Source organism: Suilimivivens aceti (assembly GCF_025567405.1).
GTDB classification, from domain to species: domain Bacteria; phylum Bacillota; class Clostridia; order Lachnospirales; family Lachnospiraceae; genus Suilimivivens; species Suilimivivens aceti.
Window position 1 is genome coordinate 14,632 of the sequence record NZ_JAOQKJ010000014.1, and the last position, 25,517, is coordinate 40,148.

A 25,517-nucleotide genomic window follows, 5' to 3' on the forward strand; every position below is an offset into this window, starting at 1 on the left:
ATACCACAGACCGGTCTCCCGGCCTGCGGTATCTGAATTCCTGCCTTTCTTTTAACGCTTATTCAACGATATCCCATTCCTGGATATTGTTGAAAAGTCCATATACATTGGCATGTACATTGGTCAGTCTCTTGTTCACTGCGCCCTGTGCACTGATCACATAAGCAGAAAACATCGGTACATCTTCCTGTGTCTGCTTGTCAATGATGGAGTACAGATCTTTAAGACTTGCCTTGTCATCTGTGGAGCCAACCTGTGCCAGTGCATCATCAATTGCGGAATTGCTGTAACCGGTCCAGCTGTCCTCTCCACCAAGAAGCCATGCGATATCTACGGAAGGATCGATCGGCGGATAAGTGTACTGTACTGCAAACAGATCATAATCAGTGCCGCCTGCCATGCTCATCAGTGTAGCAAGGTCAACTGTCTGTACCTCTACCTTGATCCCAACCTGTGCCCACTGTGCTGCCATTACCTGCGCTGCATTCACGAAGGTGCCATCACCGGAATTTACAAAGAAACGCAGTGTCTGTGAGCCATCCCAGCCAGCTTCTGCAAGAAGCTCTTTTGCCTTTTCAGGATCATAGGAAATCGGTGTAATACTGTCATCGAAGTAAGGACTTGCAGATGATACAAAGCCATCGATCACTTCGCCATGTCCCTTCAGCAGATCATCTACGATCTTCTGTCTGTCAATCGCATATACAAGCGCCTGACGTACTCTGGCATCTGGAATGTTCTTTGTCTGGATAAATACAGACTGGTTGGTTACAGGAGAACCATAAACAACATTCACATTCTCAAGAGCATCAATGCTGTCATTGTCTTCCTGCGGGATATTGGTCATGGTGTGGCTTGTAACATCAATTTCGCCGGACTGCAGACTGGAGTATACCTGGCTGGCATCAAGGATCTTGAAGTTCATCTTGCCAATCTTCGGTGCTCCCTTCCAGTAGTTTTCATTGGCTACATAAGAAATGTAATGGTTAGTATCATAATCAGTTACCATATAAGGACCACTGACAACATCAGGATGATTGAACCAGTCACTTGTAGTCAGCTCGCCTTCAGCAATATTCTCAATAACGCTCTTTGGCATGGTATGGAAATATGCTGCATATGAGCTCATAAAGGTGATCATGCTCATAGGCTCCTTGGTTGTAAACTGTACTGTCTTTTCATCAACAGCAGTCACACCGGAAACCTCTGTAGCTCCTTCCTCTACAAATCCTGTCTCGGAATCTACGCCTTCAAACACTCCATAAACCAGAGTTGCATTGGCTACCAGCGGACTTGCCAGACGAAGGAAGGAATAGGTCACATCATCAGAGGTGATCGGCGTACCGTCTGACCATACAGCATCTTCATTGATATGAACAATGAAATTTTTGTTATCCTCTGTGGTAATGGAATCTGCCAGCAGATACTCAAAGCTCAGATCCTCTGCAAAGTCAACTAACGGAAGGAACTCCAGATCCACTGCATACTTATTAATAAATGTCTGATCGATAACAAAGGGATTGATGCTTCCCAGGGAGTCCGTCACTCCGATATTAACGATCTTTTCTCCGGAAGCTGCTTCTCCTGCAGCTCCTGCTTCTGATGTTCCTTCTACTGTTGCATCATCTGCGCTCCCGGCAGGCATTTCTGTGCTTCCACAGCCAGCAAGACCTAATACCATAGCTGCTGTCAGCACCAGTGCCAGTACTTTGTTTCCTGATTTTGCATGAAACTTTTTCATATTCTCCTCCTGTCTCTATCCATTTCCTAGTATTCTTATATAGATAGTGGCTTAATTATACTTATGCACTTTACAAAAGTCAATAGATGTGCTTAAAATAGAACTTGTGGTTTGCAGTTTTTTATTTTACTATACTTCTTTAAAAAGGTACATAGGCATTTTATATGAAAAACTTATTAAATTATCAGTCATCTGAATATGATTGTGCACCTGTTTCCGTTACAAACGGAATCCGATATTTATTCGAAAGAGAAGAAATCTATCCGGATATGATCAAAGGGGTCATGATCTATGGTATGGACAGCTACAATGACCAGGGAGAACCCTGCAAATACGGCACCTCTCCTGCCTGTATGGAATTTATGGCGGACTGGCTGACACGCTTTGGCCAGATGCACAATTTCCCGATTTCCTGCCACACCGTTTCCGGCGATAATGTCGCGCTGAAGGAAGGAAGCCCTGTTCTGGATGCTCTTGAAAAAGGCGGTGCCGTTGCCTTGCGTCTTTATCTGGAGGTACCACACTATGTACTTGCAACCGGTGTCGAAGATGACTGTCTTCTGCTGTTTGACCCATTTTACGAGGAGCCGGGACATCCGGAATTTGATGCTGAATATCATACAGAAGGAATTACTTTTATTTTTGACCAGCCAAAGAAGGCCAACCGTAAGGTAGCCCTTTCCCGTCTGAACGGCACAGGAAAGGGCTTCTATGAAATGGGTGACCCCCTTGAACGGAAAGCACTGATCATGTTCAACACGGCAGCCCGGTAATTTATTCATTTGATCTTCAAAATGCTTCTGAATTGCTTTACTGATCCATCTGCTTCCCAAGAAATCCGGAAGCAGACTGGACCAGTTTTCTTTCTACTTCACCCATCCTTACTCTTTCGTTGGCAGTGATCAATATCACAGCACCGATCACATCCCCCTCACAGATAATGGGACTGATCACTTCTGAGCAGAATTCCTCCATATCCTCCTGGATCAACGGGATAAAGCCTTTCTCATTTCTGGATGCCACCAACGTTTCCCTATGCTCCAGTTTATCCTCAAGCTCCCGGCTCAGATCCTTGCCCAGAATCGTTTTGAACCCACCAGATACCGCTATGATCTGATCCCTGTCCGTAATAACAGCCACATGTCCGGATACCTGACACAGGCTTTCCGCATACTGCCTTGCAAAGGTATTCATTTCACCGATGGGTGAATATTTCTTCAGGATGATTTCTCCTTCCCTGTCGGTAAATATCTCAAGCGGGTCACTTTCCCGGATCCGCAGTGTTCTTCTGATTTCCTTAGGGATAACGATTCTGCCAAGATCATCGATACGCCTGACAATTCCTGTAGCCTTCATATATAAATGTCCTCCTGTTTTCCAATCACTTTCCATATTTGTACTGTATGGGTAGTATGTGGAAATCGAAGGGAATTATACATTTTTATTCCTGTAATAACCAATCCTGTCAAAGCTCTATCTCGTCAGCATGGAAAACAGCATTACCACGATTCCAAGCATCACAAGGATCACACCTGTCATCCGGTTCAGTGTCTTCGGTGCTGCCTTATTAGCGATCACTGCTGCAATCCTTGCCCATACCAGAGTAAATATGACACATAGGACAAAAACAGTGATATCAGGCATGCCGCCGATCGCAAAGTGGGAAGCAGCACCGGTAAATGCGGTAAAGGCCATAATAAATACGCTCGTCCCTACTGCGGTCTTCAGTTCATAGCCAAGAACACTTGTAAGGATAAGAAGCATCATCATACCGCCGCCAGCTCCTATAAAGCCACAGATAAAGCCAATCGCAATTCCACAGATGACTGACTGCCGTGCCCTCTTTCCTACAGCTACTCCCTGCATGGCTTCCTTAGTCGTCATAACGGGCTTCACAATGAACTTGATGCCAAGAAGAAATGTCATAAACACAGAGAAATTCCCCATGGTTGTGGAAGGCACCAGGCTGGAGATATAGCTTCCTACTACTGTAAATACGAGAACGCTCACCATCATGATCAGACCATTTTTGATATCCAGATTTTTGTTTTTACCGTAGGTGTAAGCTGACACAGCACTTGCCAGTACATCAGAAGACAGTGCGATCCCCACCGCCATATAAGGATCCATGTGCAAAAAGGTGATCAGCATCGGGCTGATCACTGCTGCCGCACTCATTCCTGCGAAGCCTGTACCAAGACCGGCACCCATTCCTGCAAAAAAGGTAACAACGACTGTTAATAATAATTCCATCTTACTTCTCTCCCTTCAGTAAATCATCAAGATTCTGCTCCATGATCTGCATGACAGCCAGGAAGCCTTTTTTATCTTCTTCCCTTGTATTGACAAATAAACGCTCCAGGAAGTCCTGCTGCAGCTTCCTTCCCTCTTCAGTCAGTGGCTCTGCCTTACTTGTACAGACAAGCTGAAGCTTTCTCCGATCCCCCTCTATAGCTTTTCTCTCCAGATATCCTTCTGTCACAAGCCTGTCCACATTCACGGAGACCAGATTCGCCTTGATCTTCCGGATCTCCACAATATCCCTGGCTGTTTTGTACTGTGGGTTGTTTACCAGAAACATGAGAATATCAAATGCCGTCTGCGGAATCCTCCACCTCTGGCAAAGAGGCTTACAGGCGCTGCTGTAGGCCGTTCCTATTTTTCTTACAAATTCTATGCTGATATCCATCCTCTTCCCTCTTTCTGTACCGTCTTTTCTTATGACGAATTTTATTCATTTTTGAATTATCCATCTTTGAACTATTATATGTTATTCAGAACAGCAGTCAAGTTATTTTTTGTTAAAATTGTTTTACACACTGTCTTACATATCTTTACTTCCGTTATTCAGTCTGCTATAATGATTGCTGTTTTGCTAAAAATGATTTCCAGGAGATACCTCATGACACCTTCAGATAAAAAAATAAGAACACAGAACTGGTTATTGCCCCTTCTTGTTTTTCTCATCTTCAGCATTATACTTTCCTGCATACTCTATAACGAATTTGTTGACAATCAGGCTCACGTCCGTACCCTGGCAGAATTGAATGCCATGACCTATGCAGAGCACATAACCAGTGAGCTGGCTCAGGGAATTGCTGTCACAGATTCCCTGCAGGGGATCCTGATCAGCGAAGGTGATCAAATCCGTAACTTCCATCATGTAGCTGCAAGTTTCATGACCAGTTCCATCCAGAGCATACAGCTTGCTCCAAACGGTGTTGTAACCGATATCTATCCGGAAGCAGGCAACGAGGCCGTTAAGATCGACCTGATCCATGACGAAAAAGGAGGGGAGATTTCCCGATATGGGAGAGACAATGACCTTACGGTCATGCTGGGACCCTTTCCCCTGCCGCAGGGCGGTACCGGTATCGCAATTCAAAATCCGGTCTATCTGAAGGACAGCAACGGTGAAAAATATTTCTGGGGTTTTACAATAGCCATTATCCGTGTCCCTGATATTTTTGCCGATTCCGCCCAGGCACTGACAAATTTCGGTTATGAATACCGTCTTTCCAAAACAGTTTCCCCCCTGACACCGGAGTATACGGAAGTTTATTCCTCCGGTGCTGTACTGACAGATCCTGCCATCTACTGCTTTAAGGTTGGCTGCTGCTCCTATAAGCTGGAGGTAATGCCCTCTGACGGCTGGAACAGCGGCAGTCAGTTCCCGATCCTTTTTTTATGTGGATTTTTTATCAATCTGCTTCTTTCAAGTCTCACATATGCCATTTTGGTCCTGAAGGAACGCCACGAAACACTGAAAGCACTTTCTGTCACCGATCCACTTACAGGGCTTCTGAACCGTCATGGCTTTGACGAAGCATGGACGCGTGTTCTGAAAGCACATCCTGAAGCTCCCTGTGTCGGAATACAGCTGGATATTGATGACTTCAAATTTATCAATGATATTTATGGCCACACAGCCGGTGATCTTGCCTTACAGGAGCTTGCAGGAAGCCTGCAGAGAGCTTTTCCTGAAAATGCCATCCTCTGCCGAAGTGGCGGCGATGAATTTTCTGTTATCCTTACCGGTACCACCTGTCAGGATTCTGCCAGCCGCATAGAAGCCTTTACATTCATACCAAAATCCTTCAAATATAACGGCATCGACCACCCTTTCCACATTTCCCTTGGATATGCCGGATACCCAAAGGACAGCACAGATCCTTCTGTACTCCTCAAAAATGCAGATATGGCTCTTTACGAGGTAAAGCTTCGCGGCAAGCATAGCTGTCTGCCCTACCGGCAGGGGTTTCATTCGCAAAAACGCCTCCGTCTCGGCTTTGCACTCAGGGATATTTCCCAAAATCTTCCCGGTGCATTTCTGATCTACAAGGCAGACCCTCAGGATGACCACATTCTGTATGCCAACCAGGAGCTGATCCGTTACGCCGGCTGCAAGGATATGGATGAATTCCTCGCCTACTCCGGTCACAGCTTCCGAGGTCTGATCCGTCCGGATGAACAGGCTTTAGTGGAAAAAAGCATTTGGGATCAGATCCATTCTAAGGCAAACGGACCCAATGATTATGTCCAGTTCCATTTTGTCAAAAAGGACGGCTCCTGCCATCCGGTTCTGGATCATGGGCGCATTGTTGAGAATACTTACTTTGGAACTATATTTTATGTACTGATCATGGACTGTGCACTTTTGGATACACATTATAATAATTGATCGTGTACTGCCGGAAGCACAAGCCACTGGGGGAATACCTTTACAGGTATTCCCCCAGTTTTTCATAAACACACTCTCTGATTTCTTCTGCTATTCTCCTACAGGTCTGGCGGCTCATCCCCGCGCCAGTTCCTACAGCGATCAATTCTGAAAGTCCCGGATCTTTTCCATTTCCATCGATAGTTGTTGTATGTTCCCCATAATATGTGTTACTGAAAGTCAGATCATATGCCGGAGAAAGCCGCCACAATCTGGCAGACTCCTGATAGAGATAGGCAAAGTTTTTGGAATGATCATCCCTGTTATGGGCAAACACATTAAAACACATCCGGCGGTAAAGATTCTCCACATCCTCTTTCCGGTCTCTGGTCAGTATTTTCGTCAGTTTCATCAGACTGTGATAATCAAGGCTTGGTTCTTTGAAATCAAGCTCCAGAAGAGCTGCTGCCGTCAGCATATGAATCTTTTTCGTACCAGTTCTACTCCTGTCAAACCGTTTCGTTCCAAAATATCCTTTGCAGATATCTGATGGAAACAGCCTGTATTCACTCATATCAATTCCACACGCTTTTGCGCAGCAGGCATAATCATATTCCATTTTCCCAGCATCCGGGCCATCTGTATAGGATGGAAATTTAATGATCCATGATTCCCCATCTATTTCTGTCAGAATCTTTGGTCTTGCTCCGCCGCTGGTTCCTCCAAGATAATACAGCTCGTCCAGTTTATCCGAATATTCTGTATTTAAAATTTTACGGCATTCCAGTGCCAGTTCATCCAGCCTATCCCTGCCCGCTTCAGCAGGAAAGTACTTTTCTGGCTCAAAGGTAAGCGCCCCCATCCCCGAGTTTCCCACGATGGCAAGACGATCAAGTACAGACATTTCACCCGGATCTTTTCCATATTTTCTCAGCATGCGGTTTAAAAGCAGCTGTCCCCATGCATCCGGAAGACTGTCCGCAAACACACCAAATAATCCATCAAAATGATCCTTTGCCGGTATAAATACCTGCTTTTTTAAAGGAAGGGAAAAAGGACTGATGGAAAAACCATTTTCGATCCATGCTTCATCATAAGCAAAGGCTGCCTTATGATCCGGTGTCAATGCCAGTGTTCCCACCTTTCTGTCCCCGTACTTCACAGAAAGAATCCTGCTTCTGTCATCCTTCATGAATAACCTCCTCTATACTCCTGTATGGCACCTGTGCAAAGAGATCCCTAAATTCATCTGTCAGCTCCAGTGCCATGGCAATCTTTGTCAGGGAAAGCAGCGATATCTGCCCGCTTCCTTCAAACCGTTTAATGGAGCCATAGCTTACGCCGCTCATAACCGCCAGTTCCTGCTGGGATATAGAACGCCTCTTTCTGATCCTGCGGATCCTTTCAGCTAATTTTTTATCCAGTTCCTCTGCTGTTTCCCATACCAGTTCGTTCAGCTCATTCATAGTTTCTCCTATAGATAATATTTTATCTACTTTTGTTTATAATACATGATTTTAGATAATATTTTATCTACTTCTATCTTACGTCAAAAGGAGTTCGCCGTCCAGTATTCTTTTCCTTATTTCTTTCCCATTTCTGGGAAAACATGCTACAATGTGCATAGCAGACCAGATTTACTGTCATCCTTACTGTGATGAATGATTTTTCTTTGATTTGAGGTTCTTATGGAAACATTTTATCCGGATTATTATTCAGAATTCATCTGCACAGCGGACAACTGTCCCCTTACCTGCTGTCAGGAATGGAAGATTTATGTAGATGATCTTACAAAAGAAAAATGGAAAACACTTACACCTCCGGAATCTGCCGGCGGTCATAAAAAGAATCTCAATTCCTTTACAGAAAAAAAAGAAGGACAACGGGTGATCCGTCTGACTGATGATCACCGCTGCCCTTTTCTTACGAAAAATCTGCTGTGCAGCCTGGTACTTACTTATAATGCTGATATTCTTTCTGAGACCTGTACCACTTTTCCAAGGGAATATCATGATTTTTCTGATCACAGAGAAGCTTCCCTGATGCCATGCTGTCCGGCTGTAATCGACCTGTGGCAGCAGAAAAAACATCTAACCTTCCCGAAGGTTTCTTCTGTCAGCCTAAATCCTGCATTTCTGCTTCGTGAAAAAATAACGGCTCTGGTGCAGGGAGATTCCATCCGGCTGCCTGATCCTTCTCTTCCACTGATGCAGAGCTTCTATATCCTGCAGGAATTATACCGTAAGGAAGAAAAGGGGCAGTCCCTTACTGACGCCGTGATCGAGGACTGCTTCACACCATCCACACTGTCAGAACTGCAAAATGCGATTTATGATCTTCCTGTTTCTGTGACAGACACCATTTGGGAATGCAATGAACTGCTGCAGGATCTGGCTGTCAATTACCTGGAGGAAGGACTGTATGAAGAATATCTGGAGCCGCTGATCACACAGGCAGAACAGCTCAGTGAAATGGCAGAAGACCTTCTTCTTTCCAAATGGGATGCCTTCTGTCTGCAGCTTGAAGCTTTTTATCCACTGCTTCGCAGCTTTCTGGCAAATGAAATGTATTCCGATCTGCTTGCGCCTGATGACACCAGTACAGAACACATGCTGATTCGTCTGCAGTGGACTGCCATCCAGTATGCTGCTATCCGGCAGGCTTTATTTCTGACATATCTGTCAGAAAGCGCAGGAACCCTTTCCTATGAATCTGTAAGACAGACCCTTGTCATCCTTACCCGAATGACCGGATACGAGGAAGAGGATATTTATGAGTATCTGGAAAACAGCTTTGAATCCCTTCTATGGGATTTTGGATATCTGGCATTTATTATGGGGAGCAGTCTATGAAATTTCCATCACTTTTATACTGAGCATTTCTTTTGAGCAGATTCTCCATTCCTGAATATTACAGGACGGCTTTAATTCAAATATTCCATAATATAATCCATTTTCCGTTGTTACTTCACAGATTTCAGCATCTATAAGTATACTCATTTCATGTACATTCCTACCCATAAATGCCTGTTCTCCATTTATTGTCAGGATGCCTGTTTCTGCATCAAACTGAATCTCATTATCATTCACTTCAGCTGCATAGCTTATCCCACCGGCTCCCAATAACTGTATCTGTGTTGCCCGGAAGTCCTCCGGTGTATATTTCAGTTCGCAGGTATTGTCCACGCGGACAAGCTCTCTCGCATTCAGGAAGCTTTCTACCGGCATCATCCGGAGCCGCAGCTCTCCTCCAAGCTGTACTAATGTCAGTTTTCTCGGAAGCCCCATTACTCCCCTGTAATACTTTCCATTATTCTGCGTCCGGAGCCATGGTATCGTAATAACATCCTCCGTTCCAAAGAACGTCTGCGCCGCATAAGGGACTGTCGTCTGATAAGCTTCTCTCCTGATTCCGTCTGTCATAAACTGAAATCCATCAAACTCACCGAGGAAATAAAACCCATCAGCACTCCAGAATACCCACTTTGATCCACCGCCCTCAACAGGTATCTCTCTTAGATCCGGGCATTCCCAGGCCTTATCCAGCTCCAGGGTCTGTGTACACACCCAGCTCTGCAGATTTTCAGAACGGAAAATACCAAACTGGTTTCCTTCCAGAAACAGAACCATATAATATGCCTGACTTTTCTCATGCCAGTAAACCTTGGGATCCCGGTTTTCATCAGCAATATGCTCTATGACTGGCGGATTCACCTTCTTCAGCGTATTCCCCTCATCCAGACTATAAGCAAGATTCTGTGTGAACTTTTTCCTTTCACTCCATTTCGTTTTTCCACCTGCCATAGTGTAGAAAAACAGAAGAGCAGAATCCGGCAGCTCCAGCAGCCCCCGTTCATTTATAATGCCACACCCGGAAAACATAGATCCATTCTCATCAGGGAACATAGCCGTATCCAACTGCTCCCAGTGCAGCAGATCCCTGCTGACAGCATGTCCCCAGCATAAATTTCCCCACTGATTCTGAAATGGATTGTACTGGAAAAACAGATGGTACCGGTCATTCGCATATATAAGACCATTTGGATCATTTATCCAACCGGATTCCGGCGAAAAATGGATCTGTGGTTTATGCTGCACGGTATTCACTCTGTCATCCGAAAATCCTACCGCCTCCAGAAAATCCAGCGCTTCCTCCACTTCTATCGTCATTTCCTGCCCCTTCCATTTTTCTACGTTTAAGGGCGCATAATATTGAAACCGATATGGAGAATTGCCATTTTCAACAGGAATATCAAACTCAAATATCTTTTCACCTTCTGAACAGACTGTAACCATTTTACATGGTGCATCCATGCTTATTGGGAAAAGAATGTATTTTTTCTCAACAATAAAAGATTTCATTCTACGCATTCTCCACAAATAATTTTTTCTTAAGCCAGCTGATCGCCCTGTCAAACCATCCTGCGTATTCCTCTTTAAAAAAGCCAAGATTGGCATCCTCTGCTTTCAGTGATGAAACACCATGCCAGGTATCTTCACCTATTTCCAGCACAAACGGGACATCAAAGGCAGCAAGCCTGCTTGCAAACTGCAGCGAATTATCCACTGGCACTACCGGATCTGCACATAAATGGAACAGAAAAGCCGGTGGTGTATCTGATGAAACAAACCGCAGAAGATTTATTTTTTCATAGTCCTCTTTCTCTGGCTGCTCTTTTCCCGTTATGTACCGGTTACAGTTTATCATCATTTCAGCCTGTTCCTGATTCAGCACACTATGATTTTCAAAGCCGAAATTCGTAACAGCATAACCCAGGACCATTGCAGCCGGCTTCAGCCACTCTGCCGGTACCTGAAACTTTTCTTTCATAAATTCCTGATTCCACATCACGCCAAGTGATGCAGCAAGATTTCCGCCTGCGGAAAATCCGCACACAACAATCCTTTTCTCATTGATACACAGCCTTTCTGCATTCTGATGAAGAAAGCACATTGCCTGTGCCAGATCATAAAGTGCCCCGGGAAATGCAGCTTTTTCACAGACAGAATAATGAAGCACAAAGGACTGATAACCAGCTGCCATAAAGCGAAGTGCTACCGCCTCTCCTTCTCTTTCCGTAAATCCCGCATATCCGCCACCCGGCAGGATAATTACAGCAGGTCTCCGGTCACATCCGATAATTTCATCGTTCTTTTCCATGCAATAGGAAGTTAATGTCACATCTTCTCTGCCTTCCCACAGATTTATCGTGTTTGTATACATATTTTTCACCTAACCCTTCACCGAAGATGATGTCAATCCTTCAACGATATATTTTTGTCCTATCAGAAATACAACTAAAATAGGCAGCAACGCTACTGTTACCCCGGCAAGTACCACAGATTTATTACCGGATCCCATATAACCCTTCATTGCCGCCACACCCAGCGGTACTGTCATCTTTTCCCATTTGCTTACAAATACATAGGGAATAAAGTAATCATTCCATATGGAATTAAAATTCAGAATGATCAGTGTAACAATCGTACTTTTCACCATTGGGATCACGATCTGCCAGCACGTTCTGAAATGACCGGCTCCATCAATCTTAGCCGCCTCAATGATTGCATCCGGAACAGAAGCGATTGACTGTCTCATCAGAAATATTCCGAATGCATTAAACACAGAAATCAGAATAATAGAGCTTAATGTATTAATCAGATTCAGCTTACTCATCATAATATAGACGGGAATGATCGTTGCCTGCACCGGAATCATCATCGACATCAGAAATGCCATAAACCAGAAATTACTGCCTGCAAACTTGATCTTTGCAAATGCATAGGCTGCCATAGAGCAGATAATAATCTGTGCTGTGATCGTAACTCCCGTAACAATTGCACTGTTAAGGAACATCCCTGCAAACGGCAGATCTGATCTGAACAACTGGATATAATTCTCAATCATGAAGCGTTCCGGCAAAATGGCAGGTGGCAGTTTGAACGCTTCTGCCGGTGTGCGCATAGATGAGGAAAACATATACATAAACGGAATAAATACAACAATTCCACCAAGCAGTACCAGAAACGAAATTATGAAATTGGATATTTTCTTTTTCAATTTAATCATAATGCACCCACCTGTTACTTGTTATAAACTGAACACATGTAAGTATCATAATACCAACCACAAAAAACAGTGATATTGCACACGCATATCCCATATCCTGCTTTTGGAAAGCTGTTTCATAAATATACATGGCAATGGTACGTGTTCCATCCATCGGCTCTCCCTTTGTCATGAGCATAGGAATATCAAATGTTTTCAGCTCTGTGATCACATACATGATCAGATTCAGAAGAATCGTTGGGGTTAACTGCGGTATCGTGATATAAAAGGCTGTCTGTACAACTCCGGCTCCATCCAGGGAAGCCGCTTCGAAGTAGTCCTTTGATATATTCTTGATCCCCGCTATGAAGGTCAGCATGGCAAATCCTGTCAGCCTCCATACCTCAATTCCAATAATTGTTTTTAAAGCCACCTTACGATCTGTCAGCCAGCCCACAGCTTCAAACCCGATTTTTTGAATATAGTAATTAAGCAATCCACCATCTGCAGACAGGATATTTGACCAGATAACCGCAATATATACCGGTGCAACGATGAGCGGGAAAAAATAAAACAGCCTGACCAGATAGTTAAATACCGGACTCCTTTTATTAGCAATCAATAGCGCCAGGAAAAGGCCTACTACTATATTTAAAATGACAGAGAAAAAAGCTAGAAAAATAGTGTTTTTTGTAACTGTCCAAAGTCTTCCATCCGTGAATATCTTGGCAAAATTGGAAAATCCTGTCCATTGTGGTACAGAAAACAGATTATATTTTGTAAAACCCAGACATACCATTGCTATGACAGGGATCAAAACAAAAAACAGAAACAATATGATTGCAGGAAGTATAAATAAATACCCTGTCAGATTTTCTTTTTTCTTCTTCATAAATTTCCTCTTTCATTTCCAGCGCAGCTTTGCTCTGAGGGATCCCGCCTCTGTAAATATCATAGCGGGATCCTTCAGAATCAGACCATCAGACTACTTCAGATCCGCAAACGACTGCTTCAGTTCTGTATCTGCATTTGTTACCGCATCCTGAACAGAACTTGCGCCTGAGAATACAGCACTGAACATGGAGTTGGTAATTCTTTCGAGATCAGAATAATTCATAGGAGAAGGAAGTGCTTTTCCGCCCTCCAGTGATTCAAAAAACAGCTTTGCATTCGGACACTGGGATAAATAACCCTCATCCTCACTTAATGAATATCTTACAGGAACGCAGGTGCCACTTGCGCACTTTTCTTTTCCTGTTTCTACCGAAGTCAGCTCTTTCATTAATTCATATGCTTCCTGTGGGTGCTCAGATTTACTGTAAATTCCCACACCGCCTACACCAAATCCAACTTTGGCATCTTCACTATTTGTGGGCATGGGCACAACATCTACATCTTCAAATCCATTTGCCTTATAGCTCGGGAAGGGCCAGATTCCTGTTGCGATCATGGCAACACGCCCTGCTGCAAAGAGGCTGGTCGCATCGGTTGTTGTTTCCGGAACCGGCATACTCTTATCCTCATTAACAAGGCTATTAAGAAATTCAACGGTTTCCGTTGCCTTGGGATCAGAAAGATTGGAATCTGTCCAGTCGTCATTAATGTAATCACTTCCATTTGACATAAACCAGCCCGCAAGCCATGCAGGGGACAGTGATGTGCCAAATCCATACACCTTGGAGTCTCCTTCTCCGGTTGTCAACTGCTTTGCAATGCTTCTGAATTCATCCCATGTCCATCCATCATACGGGATTTCAATTCCAGCCTCCTGAAACATCTTGGTATTCACATGTACAACTGCATCATTACAGTCAGTAGGAAGCTCATACAAGTTCCCATCTATCGTAAATACATCTGTTGTCGAATCCACAAAATCATCCATCATAGCCTGTCCTTCAGGATCAGCCGCAATCAGATCATCCAAAGGAAGCAACACATTATTTTTTACAAGCATCTGAGTTCCCTCAATCGCTACATGGACAACATCCGGTGCCTGACCGGAGCCGATCTGGATCAGAAGCTTATCACAATATTCACCCCATGTACTTCCGGATGTATAGCTTGCATCTACCTTACAGTTCGGATGACTGGTTTCAAATCTGTTGATCGCATTTTCAAAAATTTTCTTTTCTTCTTCATTAGCCATTACTGATACGGAAAGAACAATCTGCTCATCAGAGGAGGCCTGTCCCGATGCAGCTTCACTTGCCACTTCCGTTGTTTCTCCACTTTCCGTATTCTGTCCCTGACCGCTTCCGCATCCACAGAGAGTCGTAAATACCATTACTGATGCAAGTATCATACTTATAATTTTCTTTTTCATACTTTCCCTCTTTTCTTGTGTGATCATTTTGTTTCATCAAATGGCCTTTTGATAAACTGTTTCGTTCTGTATCAAACCGGTTCGATTCTTCTGTTAAAATATTTCCCTTTTATAAAATCCCGGACTATTAAGATCCAAAATTTTATAAGAGAGAATTACATTTCAGCAACATGTTTGACTTTTTCATATCGAACCCGTTCGATATGTACATATCATACAACATATGTTTCTCTGTTGTCAATAGGATTCGTGATTTTCCATTACTATTATTTTATGTAGTTTCTCCTTTTCTCAGGCAGACATCCAGTATTCTTCTGTCATCTGGATTTTCTATTCCTTTAATTCTTTCAATAAGAAGTTTTACTGCTTCCCTGGCAAGCTGCTGGACATCCTGATAGACAGAGGTAATCGTAACGGCTCCCATTCTGGTCACATCTGTGCCATCATATGCTATGATCTTTAATTCCTCAGGTATCTGCCGTCCCTGCATCCTCGCCTCTTTCAGATAGGCAACTGCGATCAGATCTGACCCGTATACAGCATCAATATCAGGATATGCTGAATAGATTTTCTGAACAAAGGAATAAAACTCATCAAAGCTCCACCTGTTCCATGGCGCTTCTTCTGTACACACAGTAACTCCTGCCTCCAGAAGCTTCTTTTCAAAGGCATAATGATGAAGATGGGCCGGTGTATTTACATTTCTGCTTCCCATGATCTGTAATACCTTTTTGCATCCGCAGCGCAGCAGTTCTTCTGCGGCAAGTGTTCCGCCCTTTTCATGGTCAGACATGACGATCGGAATAGATTCGTTAATGTAGCGGTCCAGACTGACAATCGGCCTCACAACTCTATTATAATCCTCTATATCCAGAGAATGCGTTCCCATAATGATCCCGTCCATCATCTGGCGGTTCAGCATATCAATATATTCTTTCTCACCATTTTCTTCATGAACCGTACTGCAGAGCATGGTTTTATAGCCCTCTTTATACAGCTCCATTTCCGCATACTTGGCAAATGAACCAAAGAAAGGATGCGCAATATCCGGCAGGATCAGACCAACAATATTTGTCTTGCTGTGATACAGATTCCTTGCCAGCTCATTCGGAATATAATTTAATTCCTGCATTGCCGCTTCTACTTTTTCACGGGTTTTGTCCGATACATACCCACTTTTATTTAATACCAAAGATACTGTACTGGTCGAAACATGTGCCAGTTTAGCAACATCACGGATCCCTGCCATACCATGTACTCCTGTTCATTATTGCGACTTCTTCATCATTGTAGCAGATAACCTCCAAAAAGTCAGCAAAATCAAATATGGACTTCTGCATTAATAATTTATATTTTATCTATTGCTTTCGCCAGAGAAGATAGTTAAAATAATCACAAACAGAAAATACTGGAATTTCATGTGAGGAAATGATTATGATCAAATTGATTGCTACTGATATCGACGGTACTCTTGTGAAAGATGGTACCCTGCAGATTGATCCTGAATATATGACAGTCGTTGACAAATTAATCAGAAAGGGGATCCACATCGCTGTCTGCTCCGGGCGGCAGTTTGTCAGTGAGCAGAAGCTGTTCGCCCCTGTCCGTGATGATCTGCTTTATATCACAGATGGTGGTACTGTCGTCAGAACACCAAAGGAAATCCTGCAGGTTTCCACTATGCCGGATAATGTCTGGAAAGGCATGTGTGAGATGGTCCACGAGGATCTGCCGGACTGTGACTGCTATATCTCTACGCCAGACATAGGTTACGCTGAAAATGAAAACAGCCAGATGTTCCGCTGGCTGAGAGATTCCTATGGTTATAATATCTGTGCCGTGAAGGACCTGATCGATTATTCACCGGCAGATGTGATCAAGTTCACGGTTTATCACTCTTCTGCCTGTGAAGAAAAATGTGCACCACTTTTCACACCGGCATGGAAGGACAAATCACTTCTTGCTCCTTCAGGCAAAGAATGGGTAGACTGCAATCCGCTTGGTGTCAGCAAGTGGACAGCTCTTTCCCATCTGCAGGAATATCTGGGAATCCTCCCGGAAGAAACCTGTACCTTCGGCGACAACCTGAATGATATCGAGATGCTGGAAAATGCCGGCTTAAGTTTTGCTGTTTCCAACAGCCGTGAGGAAGTGCGGGCTGCAGCCAAGGAGATCTGCCCGCCCTACTGGGAGAACGGTGTCCTGCAGATGCTGAAGCGGTTCCTGTAGACGGCAGTTTACTAACTGACAGTGGAGGCTGATCAGCAGAGAATTTCTGTTCTTTGTGTGATCAGCCTTTATATTCTACGCTCCTTCCGTCCAGGTACCGCTTCACAGTCAAACAGTGCCAGCGCCTGATTCACCTTGTCCATACGCACAGTTTCCTTCCCCTGCTCCAGATCACGGACAAACCGGAGCCCCAGTCCTGTTCTCATGGCAAATTCTTCCTGCGTTAATCCCAGTTTTTTTCTTTCCTGTTTTACATAATCACCAATTCTGCTCATGATTTTATATTATACCATATCAGGTATAATTTCAAACATTTATGACATAAATATACCTCATCAGGTATAATAATTATATCAAGTGCATTTTTATACCCGATAAGATATATCAGTTTCAAAGTCTTAATGCTGCTTTCTATAATTTTTTGGCGATACCCCCATTACTTTCTTAAAGGTCCTGCTGAAATGATCATAACTGTTAAACCCAACCTGCTCTCCTATTATCTGCAGAGAATAATCTGAATTTTTCAACAACCTGACTGCCTGATCGATCTTACATTTATTTACGATTTCATTGTAATACATATTGGTATACATCTTGATCATCTTGCCAAGATAAGCCGTATCATATCCGAAAAACTCTGCCACAGCACCCAGCGTTATGTTTCTATAATTGCTTTTTATATATGTCAGAATCAGGGATATTGGTATATTTGACCCAATTTCAGTCTGATAGCAGGAAGAAACCCTTGTATGACTTCTTAATACTTCTGCCAGCAGAAGGCTTAAATATAAATTTTCGATCTCATTTGTGTACGGCCGCATAGAAATCGATTCTATCAGCATATTTCTGATCGTATTGGTGATCCTCCTGTTTGGCACGCAGTTCATCAAAAGATAATTATGTGATGGCAGGTAAAGACAGTTTCCAAAAAAGGAAGCAAGTATACTGTCTCCTTGCAAAACATTATAAAATGAATGTTCAAATGTACTTTTTCGAATCAGGACATCCAATAAAACAGTATCCCTGTCCAACTCCACATCATGATCTGTATAAGGCGAAATAATGCAAAAATCCCCTGCTTCCAGTACCTTTTTCTCCTTTTCAAAATGCAAAATTCCCGTTCCGGAAAGCAGATATGCTATTTCAAAGAAATCATGCTGATGTATCTTGATTGCTTCATAAAAAAAGGGCATGATAATATCAACATCTCTCTGTGCAAATGCATCTGTTTTTTCTGATATCAGTGACTGATAATCTTTGGGATGATTCAGAAAATAAGTAATATCGACCGGCATCATATCATGTATTTTTTTCAGGCTTTCAAAATCTGTGCCATCCCACTCTGCATAATCTGGATAAATTAATCCTTTCTGATCTGTTTTATACTTTTCCATCTGCACAACTGCTTCTGCAAAAGTTATCTTTTTCCCATACTTTTCATAATACTGCGAAAGATACTTCTGAATATCCTTTACATACATATAATGTCGTTTTATCATACCTCATTCCTCCCTGCTTTCCGTTTTTATCATATCATACAATACATTTTCTCAGAACATGCATCACTGATTTTGTCGAAATCACCACTACTTTTTCAATGTATTTCTCCTCGTCTGATAGTATGATGATCACACGAAAGGAGAAAACCAATTATGCGAAAAGAAAAATGGAATGACAACTGGCTGTTCTGGGAAGACAAAGACAGCTTTGCCCTTCTCTGGGATATTCCGGAAAAGGCAGTCCCCATCTCTCTTCCCCATGATGCCATGATCCAGAAGCCGGCAACACCCGACAGTAAAAACAAAGGATGTACCGGTTACCATGATGGCGGAAACTATTGCTATGCCAAGCGCTTCTTTGTTCCGTCTGAAGCCCTTTATAAAACGATCCTGTTCAAATTTGAAGGGGTGTACATGAATGCCATGGTATACATCAACAATCAGCTTGCTGCACAATGCCCCAATGGTTACTCGACTTTTTATGTAAAAGCAGATGATTATCTTATTTACGGACAGGAAAACGAAATCCGTGTTTCTGCCAAAACAGAGGCCATGACTAACAGCCGCTGGTACAGTGGCAGCGGCATATACAGAGATGTTTACTATCTGGAAGCCTCAAAACTTCATCTGGCACCTGACGAAACCCGGATCACCTGTAAAACAGCAGATCCTTCTTATGCTTCCCTCGAAATTGATCTGCAGGTGGAAAATGATACTGCACATCCTAAAAATGTATGTGTGAAATCTGTGATCAGAGATAAAAATGGTGTTGAAAAATTTCATACCCATTCCATCCTGCATCTCTCTGCCGGAGAAAAAAGACATGCCATTCAGCAGGCTCTGATTACCAATCCTGATTTATGGGATGACGAAAATCCTGTTCTTTACTGCTGCAGCACAGAACTATATGAAGACTCTGCCCTTATAGATTCTGAAACCACCAGCTTTGGTATCCGTTCTCTTGCTCTTGATCCTGTTCATGGGCTGCAGGTTAACGGAAAAACCATCAAGCTCCGTGGTGCGTGTCTGCACCATGACAGCGGATTTCTTGGTGCTGCTACTTACGAAGACGTGCAATATCGCCAGATCAGACGACTGAAACAGGCCGGATTCAATGCGATCCGTATGGCGCATAATCCTATGGCACCAGCCATGCTGAGGGCCTGTGATGAACTCGGTCTTTATGTTATGGATGAATTTTCTGATATGTGGACCAGGAGCAAAAATGATTTTGATTATGCTCTCTATTTTCACGACTGGTGGGAAAAAGATCTGACGTCCATGGTAAAGAAAGACTATAACCACCCCTGTGTGATCATGTATTCCATTGGCAATGAAATCCCGGAAATTGGCACTGCCTATGGCGAAAAGCTTTGCAGCAGACTTGCAAAAAAAACAAAGGAGCTGGATCAGACACGCTTTACCACACTTGCAGTCAATGGATTTTTCGGTGTTGGAAACAAGCTGCATCAGATCGTGGCTGATGTAGAAGCAGCGCTTCCTGCGTTTGAGAGGGATAATGATACCGTAAATGATTTTCTTGCCAAAGTGGATAAGCACGTAGACAAAATTGTTTTACACCCCATTATCTCCGACTGTCTGGATAACCTGGATCCATACCTTGATATTGTCGGATACAATTATATGGCAAACCGCTATCCTAAGGATCTCGAAGAAAGACCTATGCGGCTTATTGTCGGAAGCGAAACTTATCCTCCCACAATAGCCAGGAACTGGCGTCTGACGGAATCACTGCCTAATGTAATTGGCGATTTTACATGGACAGGCTGGGATTACATTGGTGAAGCCGGTATCGGTATTCCCGGTTATGCCCCTGGTACTGGTGGCATGGGTGCAGAATATCCCTGTCAGATCTCCTACTGTGGAGACATTGACCTTACCGGTTTTCGCCGTCCTATGTCCTACTTAAGGGAAATTATCTTTCACAGACGCACGGCTCCTTATATAGCTGTACAGAATCCTTCCCATTTTGGAGAAGAGATGCTTCCTTCTCCCTGGATTTTAAGTGATTCCTCTGCAAACTGGAACTGGTCTGGATATGAAGAAAAACCTGTTATCATCGAAGTTTTTTCCGCCGGAGATTCTGTTGAACTGTTCCGCAATGGACAGTCCCTTGGCCTGAAGCCTGCCGGAATTAACACCGGATACCGGGTTCTGTATCAGACCACTTATGCTCCCGGCACTCTGGAAGCAGTGTCTTATGAAAATAATGTAGAAATTGGTCGCCATATGCTGTGTACCACCAAAAAAGGAGTAAAATATATTCTATCTCCTGAAATTCTCATACAGGATCATTTAATTTATATAGATATCAGCTATTCGGATGAAGATAACAGATGTGTCCCAGATCAGGACCAGATGATCTCCGTCACCTGTGAAAATGCTGAGATACTGGCTCTTGGAAATGGGGATCCCAGAAACACTATTCCTTACCAAACCACGCAGTGTATGACTTTTGAAGGGCGTGCCCTTTTAATCCTGAAACAGACAGGCCCTGATCCTGTGAAAGTTACACTTATTTCTGAAAATAAGATTACAAATGAGCTTATAATAAAGGAGGATGACTTATGGAACGAGAAGATAAATTAACGCTCGCTGAACGATTCAGTTTTGGTATCGGTGAATTACCAGGCGCCGCAAATGCTATTATTGGTGCTTTCCTGATGATGTTTTATACCGACAATATAGGAATGGCTGCCGGTGCTGTAGGAACCATGTTCCTGATCTCACGTATCTTTGATGGTATTTCTGACTTAATAGCAGGAAATATTGTAGACAGAACCAAGACAAAATGGGGAAAAGCAAGACCCTGGCTCCTCTGGCTTGGTATTCCGATCGGCCTGTCAGTTGCCCTGCTTACCTGGGTTCCTGAAAATGCTTCTTCAACCACCCAGATGATATATGCTTTTCTGACCTATAACTTATTCATGTCCATTTTATATACTATGGTAAATGTTGCCAAAAGTGCTCTGATGGCGCTTATGACGCAGAATCCCATAGAACGTGCAAAGCTGGCAAAATACTCTGTTTTATTTGGCCTTGGTGGTTCCATGATCGGCTGCTCAGTTGCCTTTCCTCTTATTAATGCACTTGGTGGAGATATCAGTGCCTGGCGTGGTGCTTTTGCTATCTTCGGTACTATTACTTCTATTGGTGTTCTGCTCTCCTTTGCATTATCTCATGAGCATATTAAATCAGTAGAGGAAACAGTCGGTACCGGTGTCAGAGAAAAAATAAGTTTCTGGACAGGCTTAAAGCTGTTTGTTCAAAACAAGTATTTTATTTTCACTCTGATCACAAACTTCCTGATCAATCTGTCCAATAACTTAAATTCCGGTTCTCAGACATATTTTTACAAATATGCAATGAACAATGAAATGCTTACAACAAGCCTGAACCTTTTTAACTTGGTTCCTATGGTATTCAGCGTTATGTTCCTTGGAGAACCATGTATCAGAAAATGGGGCAAAAAGAAGAGCCTCTACATTGGTGCTACCGGACAGATTCTCAGCTATGCGGTCAGAGGTCTGGCTGCCATTACTGGAAATATTCCTCTTCTTACTTTCGGAACCGTTTTAGCAGGTATTACTCTCGGTCCCATTGCCGTGTCCAACAATACTCTTCCTGCGGATGCTGTAGATTATGGTGAATACCTTACTAACAAGCGAATTGAAGGAATGGGATCTTCCGTTCTTACATGCGCTAACAAGCTTTCTACCGGTCTTGCCGGAGCCATGGTTGGATGGGTACTTTCTCTGACAGGCTTTGTTGCAAATGCTGTTCAGAGTGCGTCAACCAACAATGCCATCGCCTTTCTGTTTGCCTGGGGTCCCGCTATCCTTCTCGTACTGGAAATGATTCTTGTCAAATGCGTATATCGTTATGATGAAGAACGACCTGTTGTTATGGATGAACTTCAAAAGAGAAAAGAAAAGACGGCATTATAAGATAAACCTATCCTGCTAAAAGACCGTAAAATGAGTCCTTAATTAAAAAGATGCCAGTTCCGGCAAATACCGGTTCTGGCATCTCTTTGTATGACTCTTTTTTCCTGTTACTTTCCAAAATACCCCCGGATCTCTTCCATCCGCTGCAGCTGCTTCACCTGGAACGGGCATCTCTTATTGCAGTGTCCACACTGTACGCAGTCGTCTGCTGTTTTTCCGAGTGTAAGATAATGCTCTTTTGCCAGCGGATCCCCAAGCTTTGCCAGATCATAATACTTGTTGATCAGGGCAATATCAAGGCCTGCCGGGCAGGGATGACAATGTCTGCAGTACACACATTTTCCTACGGAATCATCCGGTGTAAAGGAACCGATCACGGAATAATCCCGCTCTTCTTCCGTGCTGTCCAGATAGGAAAGGATCTCCTGAAGCTGACTGATATTTCCAGGGCCTCCAACAACAGTCATGACACCTGGCTTATCCAGTGCATACTGGATACACTGTGAGGTCGTCAGTGCCCGATGGAACGGTGACTTGGCCTCATCCAGAAGCTGTCCTGCATTAAAGGGCTTCATAACAGAAATGCCAACGCCTTCCTTTTCACAGCGGCGATACAGCTCCTGTCTCTCTCCTGTGCCTCCGATTGCAAAATCCCCCTGTCCAAAATCATACATGGGATTAATGGAAAACATCATGACATCCAGAATCTGAAGATCCAGCACACGATTTGCCAGTGCCGGTGCATGGGTAGATAAACCGATATGCTTTACCACACCCTGTTCCTTCATTTCCATCAGGAATTGCAGGATCCCGTTCTTTTCATAGACCCTGAGGTCTGATTCCTCATCCAGACAGTGAATGAATCCAATATCAATATAATCAGTCTGAAGCTGTTTCAGCTGCCAGTCCACTGACTTTTTTACTACATTTAAGTTTGTAGTCCAGCCATATTCCCCGGAAGTATAGTCTGCCCCGAAATGAACCTGAAGCATTGCCTCTTTCCGGCGGTTTTTCAGTACCTTCCCATAAGCAGGGAAAATCGTGGCATGGCCGCCTGCCATATCGAAATAATTAATGCCCTGATCCAGTGCATATTCTACTGTGCGGATGATATCCGCTTCCTTCTGTTCTCCAACTACGGAGGATCCCATTCCGATCACGCTGATCTTTTCGCCTCCATGAGGCAGTGTACGATATTCCATTTCCATCCTTCTTTCTGCAACCTGCTCTTCTCTGCATTCATTCCACGGAGATACCAAAGCTTTCGTATCTCTGCTGTATACCTGTTGTCTTATTCTGAATCCTTTACAATTTTACTTTCCGGCAGATATTTCCGGATCATTCTGCAGATCTCATTCATGTTGACCGGTTTGGAAATATAATCATTCATACCATTGCCTAGCAGTCTTTCCCTGACACCGGATATGGCATCGGCAGTGATCGCTATGATCGGCGTATTCTGATTGATCCCGGCTTTGCTCCGGATACTCCTGGTTGCTTCTTCTCCATTCATGACCGGCATGTGACTGTCCATAAAGATCATATCGTAAATTTCTGTTTCTGCAAGTTCAACAGCCTCTGCTCCATTTCTTGCCTCTCTGATCGTAAGGTCAAGTGGCTCCAGCATGGCTTTTATTACTTCCCGGTTGATCTCATTATCGTCTACAAGTAAAATTCTGGCTCCCCTGGTAACAAAGACACAGTCCTCGCCTTTGGGAACCGGATCCAGATATTTCACTCTTACTTTTCCTGACTCATTTGTTCTTTCCGTTACCATCTTCTGTGGAAGCCGGAATGAAAACGTGCTTCCTTCCCCATATCGGCTCTCCGCACTCACTTCGCCGCCCATACTGTCGATAAAGTACTTGCTGATAGCAAGACCGATCCCGGTACCTTCCTTGCTGTGATTCTTTTCCACATTCAACTGGCTGTACATGGTAAAGAGCCTTCCCATATCCTCCTGACGGATCCCCTGTCCAGTATCCTTTACCGTATAAGTTAGTACTGCATAACCATCTCCCATATCCTTACATTCCAGCGTCACATCTATTTGTCCGGATTCGGTATACTTGATCGCATTGGAAGCGTAATTCAGCACCACCTGCTTCAGCCTGACAACATCACCCTCAAGCTCCTTTGGCAGATCTTCCTGGATATGATAATAAATGGGAACCTTCTTACTGATATTTCTGGCCTCTATGATCACTTTCATATCTTCTACCAGTGATTCTGTCGTATAGGTATCGATAACAATATTCATTTTGCCTGCCTCAATTTTGGACAGATCCAGAATATCATTGATGATCTCCAGAAGACCTGTAGAAGAAGATTTGATCACACGCAGACATCGTCTGAGGTCATCATCCATGTCTTTACGCATTGCTACGTCTGCCATCCCGATGATCGCATTCATGGGTGTCCTGATCTCATGAGACATGGCTGACAGAAATTCACTCTTCTGCCTGTTGTCCTCTTTGGCGCTGTTTCTCTCTTCCATCATCTGTCTGGCTCTTTTTACCAGCAGATAAAGAACCGAATTAACCACCATATACTCGATTGTAAAACCGATCAGATAGGCAATATAGATCGTAAGGTGCGGTCTTCCAAGATAGATAACCTCATACTTATCCGCAGAATTGATATACAAAGCCACTGCCATCACCGCATAGGACATGATACTGGTTTTTATCACCAGCTGCGGCTCAAAATAAAGACAACTGAACAGGGGAACCAGAATATAGGTAATATAAATACCAATATGATTATTCGTCCCGAGTACCCCGATAAAAACAGCAAGCATACAGAGTGTATAATATTTCACCACATGATCCGATCCAAACCGGATCAGGATACTTGGTGTTATGGTAATAAACAGACCGGCGATCAGAATGATCAGCGTATAGTCCCTTCCAAATTCAAATACCCCTGCTACAGAGCACCCTACCAGGATCAGGATGATGACCGTACAGCAGGCCAGCATTCTGGCTATCATACGGTTTACCTGTTTTGTGTTTTCTTCAAAAGTAATATTTCTGTCTCCCACTGTTTT

22 protein-coding genes are annotated in these 25,517 nt (G+C 43.5%); 6 read left to right on the plus strand and 16 right to left on the minus strand.

Annotation, left to right across the window (positions count from 1 at the left end; all coding sequences use genetic code 11):
- Window positions 1–58: 58 nt before the first annotated feature.
- Window positions 59–1,741: an ABC transporter substrate-binding protein gene (locus OCV77_RS14075; RefSeq protein WP_262575626.1), complete on the minus strand. Its 1,683-nt coding sequence runs from the start codon at window positions 1,739–1,741 to the stop codon at window positions 59–61.
- A 164-nt stretch (window positions 1,742–1,905) separates the two neighbouring features.
- Between OCV77_RS14075 and OCV77_RS14080 the strand changes: the two genes are divergently transcribed.
- Window positions 1,906–2,514: a cysteine peptidase family C39 domain-containing protein gene (locus OCV77_RS14080; RefSeq protein WP_262575627.1), complete on the plus strand. Its 609-nt coding sequence runs from the start codon at window positions 1,906–1,908 to the stop codon at window positions 2,512–2,514.
- 37 nt (window positions 2,515–2,551) lie between these two features.
- Here OCV77_RS14080 and spoVT read toward each other — a convergent pair whose 3' ends face one another.
- From spoVT to OCV77_RS14095, 3 genes are all read right to left on the minus strand, one after another.
- Window positions 2,552–3,097 (minus strand): stage V sporulation protein T, encoded by a 546-nt coding sequence (gene spoVT, locus OCV77_RS14085; protein WP_317246642.1) that lies wholly within the window; start codon window positions 3,095–3,097, stop codon window positions 2,552–2,554.
- A 117-nt stretch (window positions 3,098–3,214) separates the two neighbouring features.
- On the minus strand, window positions 3,215–3,994 hold the full coding sequence (locus tag OCV77_RS14090) for a sulfite exporter TauE/SafE family protein (protein WP_262575629.1): 780 nt from the start codon (window positions 3,992–3,994) through the stop codon (window positions 3,215–3,217).
- 1 nt (window position 3,995) lies between these two features.
- Window positions 3,996–4,430 (minus strand): MarR family winged helix-turn-helix transcriptional regulator, encoded by a 435-nt coding sequence (locus OCV77_RS14095; protein WP_262575630.1) that lies wholly within the window; start codon window positions 4,428–4,430, stop codon window positions 3,996–3,998.
- 213 nt (window positions 4,431–4,643) lie between these two features.
- Between OCV77_RS14095 and OCV77_RS14100 the strand changes: the two genes are divergently transcribed.
- Complete coding sequence (locus OCV77_RS14100) at window positions 4,644–6,422, plus strand: diguanylate cyclase domain-containing protein (RefSeq protein ID WP_262575631.1); 1,779 nt, start codon at window positions 4,644–4,646, stop codon at window positions 6,420–6,422.
- Between the two features lie 40 nt (window positions 6,423–6,462).
- Here OCV77_RS14100 and OCV77_RS14105 read toward each other — a convergent pair whose 3' ends face one another.
- Together OCV77_RS14105 and OCV77_RS14110 are read right to left on the minus strand one after the other, a co-directional pair.
- Window positions 6,463–7,593 (minus strand): type II toxin-antitoxin system HipA family toxin, encoded by a 1,131-nt coding sequence (locus OCV77_RS14105; RefSeq protein ID WP_262575632.1) that lies wholly within the window; start codon window positions 7,591–7,593, stop codon window positions 6,463–6,465.
- Window positions 7,583–7,858, minus strand: a complete 276-nt coding sequence (locus OCV77_RS14110) for a helix-turn-helix domain-containing protein (RefSeq protein ID WP_262575663.1) — start codon at window positions 7,856–7,858, stop codon at window positions 7,583–7,585. The genes OCV77_RS14105 and OCV77_RS14110 overlap by 11 nt, the downstream gene beginning before the upstream one ends.
- A 231-nt stretch (window positions 7,859–8,089) precedes the next feature.
- Here OCV77_RS14110 and fliB point away from each other — a divergent pair, with 231 nt between their 5' ends.
- Window positions 8,090–9,253, plus strand: a complete 1,164-nt coding sequence (gene fliB / locus OCV77_RS14115) for a flagellin lysine-N-methylase (RefSeq protein WP_262575634.1) — start codon at window positions 8,090–8,092, stop codon at window positions 9,251–9,253.
- Here fliB and OCV77_RS14120 read toward each other — a convergent pair.
- The 6 genes from OCV77_RS14120 to OCV77_RS14145 all read right to left on the minus strand — a co-directional run bounded on the left by OCV77_RS14120 (window position 9,248) and on the right by OCV77_RS14145 (window position 16,021).
- Window positions 9,248–10,762, minus strand: a complete 1,515-nt coding sequence (locus OCV77_RS14120; protein WP_262575635.1) for a glycoside hydrolase family 32 protein — start codon at window positions 10,760–10,762, stop codon at window positions 9,248–9,250. The two genes, fliB and OCV77_RS14120, sit on opposite strands and share 6 nt — an antisense overlap.
- A gap of 1 nt (window position 10,763) precedes the next feature.
- On the minus strand, window positions 10,764–11,624 hold the full coding sequence (locus tag OCV77_RS14125) for an alpha/beta hydrolase (protein ID WP_147371184.1): 861 nt from the start codon (window positions 11,622–11,624) through the stop codon (window positions 10,764–10,766).
- A 9-nt stretch (window positions 11,625–11,633) separates the two neighbouring features.
- Window positions 11,634–12,470 carry a carbohydrate ABC transporter permease gene (locus OCV77_RS14130; RefSeq protein ID WP_262575637.1) on the minus strand — a complete coding sequence of 279 codons (837 nt, stop codon included), beginning with the start codon at window positions 12,468–12,470 and terminating at the stop codon, window positions 11,634–11,636.
- A complete protein-coding gene (locus OCV77_RS14135; RefSeq protein ID WP_262575639.1) occupies window positions 12,463–13,341 on the minus strand; it encodes a carbohydrate ABC transporter permease in 879 nt (292 codons plus the stop codon). Before OCV77_RS14135 ends, OCV77_RS14130 begins: the two co-directional genes overlap by 8 nt.
- A gap of 93 nt (window positions 13,342–13,434) precedes the next feature.
- Window positions 13,435–14,772 carry an ABC transporter substrate-binding protein gene (locus OCV77_RS14140; RefSeq protein WP_262575640.1) on the minus strand — a complete coding sequence of 446 codons (1,338 nt, stop codon included), beginning with the start codon at window positions 14,770–14,772 and terminating at the stop codon, window positions 13,435–13,437.
- Window positions 14,773–15,043: 271 nt separating this feature from the next.
- Window positions 15,044–16,021 (minus strand): LacI family DNA-binding transcriptional regulator, encoded by a 978-nt coding sequence (locus OCV77_RS14145; protein WP_262575641.1) that lies wholly within the window; start codon window positions 16,019–16,021, stop codon window positions 15,044–15,046.
- 185 nt (window positions 16,022–16,206) lie between these two features.
- Here OCV77_RS14145 and OCV77_RS14150 point away from each other — a divergent pair, with 185 nt between their 5' ends.
- The gene (locus OCV77_RS14150; RefSeq protein ID WP_262575642.1) at window positions 16,207–17,001 is read left to right on the plus strand and encodes a Cof-type HAD-IIB family hydrolase; all 795 of its coding nucleotides are present in this window, start codon (window positions 16,207–16,209) and stop codon (window positions 16,999–17,001) included.
- 68 nt (window positions 17,002–17,069) lie between these two features.
- Here the strand turns inward: OCV77_RS14150 and OCV77_RS14155 are convergent, their stop codons facing one another.
- The gene (locus OCV77_RS14155) at window positions 17,070–17,276 is read right to left on the minus strand and encodes a type II toxin-antitoxin system Y4mF family antitoxin (RefSeq protein WP_262575643.1); all 207 of its coding nucleotides are present in this window, start codon (window positions 17,274–17,276) and stop codon (window positions 17,070–17,072) included.
- A 123-nt stretch (window positions 17,277–17,399) separates the two neighbouring features.
- Window positions 17,400–18,500 (minus strand): helix-turn-helix transcriptional regulator, encoded by a 1,101-nt coding sequence (locus OCV77_RS14160; RefSeq protein WP_262575644.1) that lies wholly within the window; start codon window positions 18,498–18,500, stop codon window positions 17,400–17,402.
- A gap of 153 nt (window positions 18,501–18,653) precedes the next feature.
- Between OCV77_RS14160 and OCV77_RS14165 the strand changes: the two genes are divergently transcribed.
- Both OCV77_RS14165 and OCV77_RS14170 read left to right on the plus strand, forming a co-directional pair.
- Entirely contained in the window at window positions 18,654–21,110 is a 2,457-nt protein-coding gene (locus OCV77_RS14165) for a glycoside hydrolase family 2 TIM barrel-domain containing protein (protein ID WP_262575645.1), read from the plus strand.
- Entirely contained in the window at window positions 21,089–22,468 is a 1,380-nt protein-coding gene (locus OCV77_RS14170; RefSeq protein ID WP_262575646.1) for an MFS transporter, read from the plus strand. The genes OCV77_RS14165 and OCV77_RS14170 overlap by 22 nt, the downstream gene beginning before the upstream one ends.
- Before the next feature lie 107 nt (window positions 22,469–22,575).
- Here OCV77_RS14170 and OCV77_RS14175 read toward each other — a convergent pair whose 3' ends face one another.
- Together OCV77_RS14175 and OCV77_RS14180 are read right to left on the minus strand one after the other, a co-directional pair.
- Window positions 22,576–23,670 (minus strand): aldo/keto reductase, encoded by a 1,095-nt coding sequence (locus OCV77_RS14175; RefSeq protein ID WP_262575647.1) that lies wholly within the window; start codon window positions 23,668–23,670, stop codon window positions 22,576–22,578.
- A gap of 89 nt (window positions 23,671–23,759) precedes the next feature.
- Entirely contained in the window at window positions 23,760–25,511 is a 1,752-nt protein-coding gene (locus OCV77_RS14180; protein ID WP_262575648.1) for a response regulator, read from the minus strand.
- Window positions 25,512–25,517: the final 6 nt, after the last annotated feature.

What these genes read in the sequence shown, in the direction of transcription:
- OCV77_RS14125 (WP_147371184.1), bottom strand. Translation starts at nt 11,624, where the DNA reads ATGTATACAAACACGATAAATCTGTGGGAAGGCAGAGAAGATGTGACA.
- OCV77_RS14095 (WP_262575630.1), bottom strand. Translation starts at nt 4,430, where the DNA reads ATGGATATCAGCATAGAATTTGTAAGAAAAATAGGAACGGCCTACAGC.
- OCV77_RS14075 (WP_262575626.1), bottom strand. Translation starts at nt 1,741, where the DNA reads ATGAAAAAGTTTCATGCAAAATCAGGAAACAAAGTACTGGCACTGGTG.
- fliB (WP_262575634.1), top strand. Translation starts at nt 8,090, where the DNA reads ATGGAAACATTTTATCCGGATTATTATTCAGAATTCATCTGCACAGCG.
- OCV77_RS14090 (WP_262575629.1), bottom strand. Translation starts at nt 3,994, where the DNA reads ATGGAATTATTATTAACAGTCGTTGTTACCTTTTTTGCAGGAATGGGT.
- OCV77_RS14130 (WP_262575637.1), bottom strand. Translation starts at nt 12,470, where the DNA reads ATGATTAAATTGAAAAAGAAAATATCCAATTTCATAATTTCGTTTCTG.
- OCV77_RS14100 (WP_262575631.1), top strand. Translation starts at nt 4,644, where the DNA reads ATGACACCTTCAGATAAAAAAATAAGAACACAGAACTGGTTATTGCCC.
- OCV77_RS14170 (WP_262575646.1), top strand. Translation starts at nt 21,089, where the DNA reads ATGGAACGAGAAGATAAATTAACGCTCGCTGAACGATTCAGTTTTGGT.
- OCV77_RS14165 (WP_262575645.1), top strand. Translation starts at nt 18,654, where the DNA reads ATGCGAAAAGAAAAATGGAATGACAACTGGCTGTTCTGGGAAGACAAA.
- OCV77_RS14155 (WP_262575643.1), bottom strand. Translation starts at nt 17,276, where the DNA reads ATGAGCAGAATTGGTGATTATGTAAAACAGGAAAGAAAAAAACTGGGA.
- OCV77_RS14080 (WP_262575627.1), top strand. Translation starts at nt 1,906, where the DNA reads ATGAAAAACTTATTAAATTATCAGTCATCTGAATATGATTGTGCACCT.
- OCV77_RS14140 (WP_262575640.1), bottom strand. Translation starts at nt 14,772, where the DNA reads ATGAAAAAGAAAATTATAAGTATGATACTTGCATCAGTAATGGTATTT.
- OCV77_RS14135 (WP_262575639.1), bottom strand. Translation starts at nt 13,341, where the DNA reads ATGAAGAAGAAAAAAGAAAATCTGACAGGGTATTTATTTATACTTCCT.
- spoVT (WP_317246642.1), bottom strand. Translation starts at nt 3,097, where the DNA reads ATGAAGGCTACAGGAATTGTCAGGCGTATCGATGATCTTGGCAGAATC.
- OCV77_RS14150 (WP_262575642.1), top strand. Translation starts at nt 16,207, where the DNA reads ATGATCAAATTGATTGCTACTGATATCGACGGTACTCTTGTGAAAGAT.
- OCV77_RS14120 (WP_262575635.1), bottom strand. Translation starts at nt 10,762, where the DNA reads ATGAAATCTTTTATTGTTGAGAAAAAATACATTCTTTTCCCAATAAGC.
- OCV77_RS14175 (WP_262575647.1), bottom strand. Translation starts at nt 23,670, where the DNA reads ATGGAATATCGTACACTGCCTCATGGAGGCGAAAAGATCAGCGTGATC.
- OCV77_RS14160 (WP_262575644.1), bottom strand. Translation starts at nt 18,500, where the DNA reads ATGATAAAACGACATTATATGTATGTAAAGGATATTCAGAAGTATCTT.
- OCV77_RS14145 (WP_262575641.1), bottom strand. Translation starts at nt 16,021, where the DNA reads ATGGCAGGGATCCGTGATGTTGCTAAACTGGCACATGTTTCGACCAGT.
- OCV77_RS14105 (WP_262575632.1), bottom strand. Translation starts at nt 7,593, where the DNA reads ATGAAGGATGACAGAAGCAGGATTCTTTCTGTGAAGTACGGGGACAGA.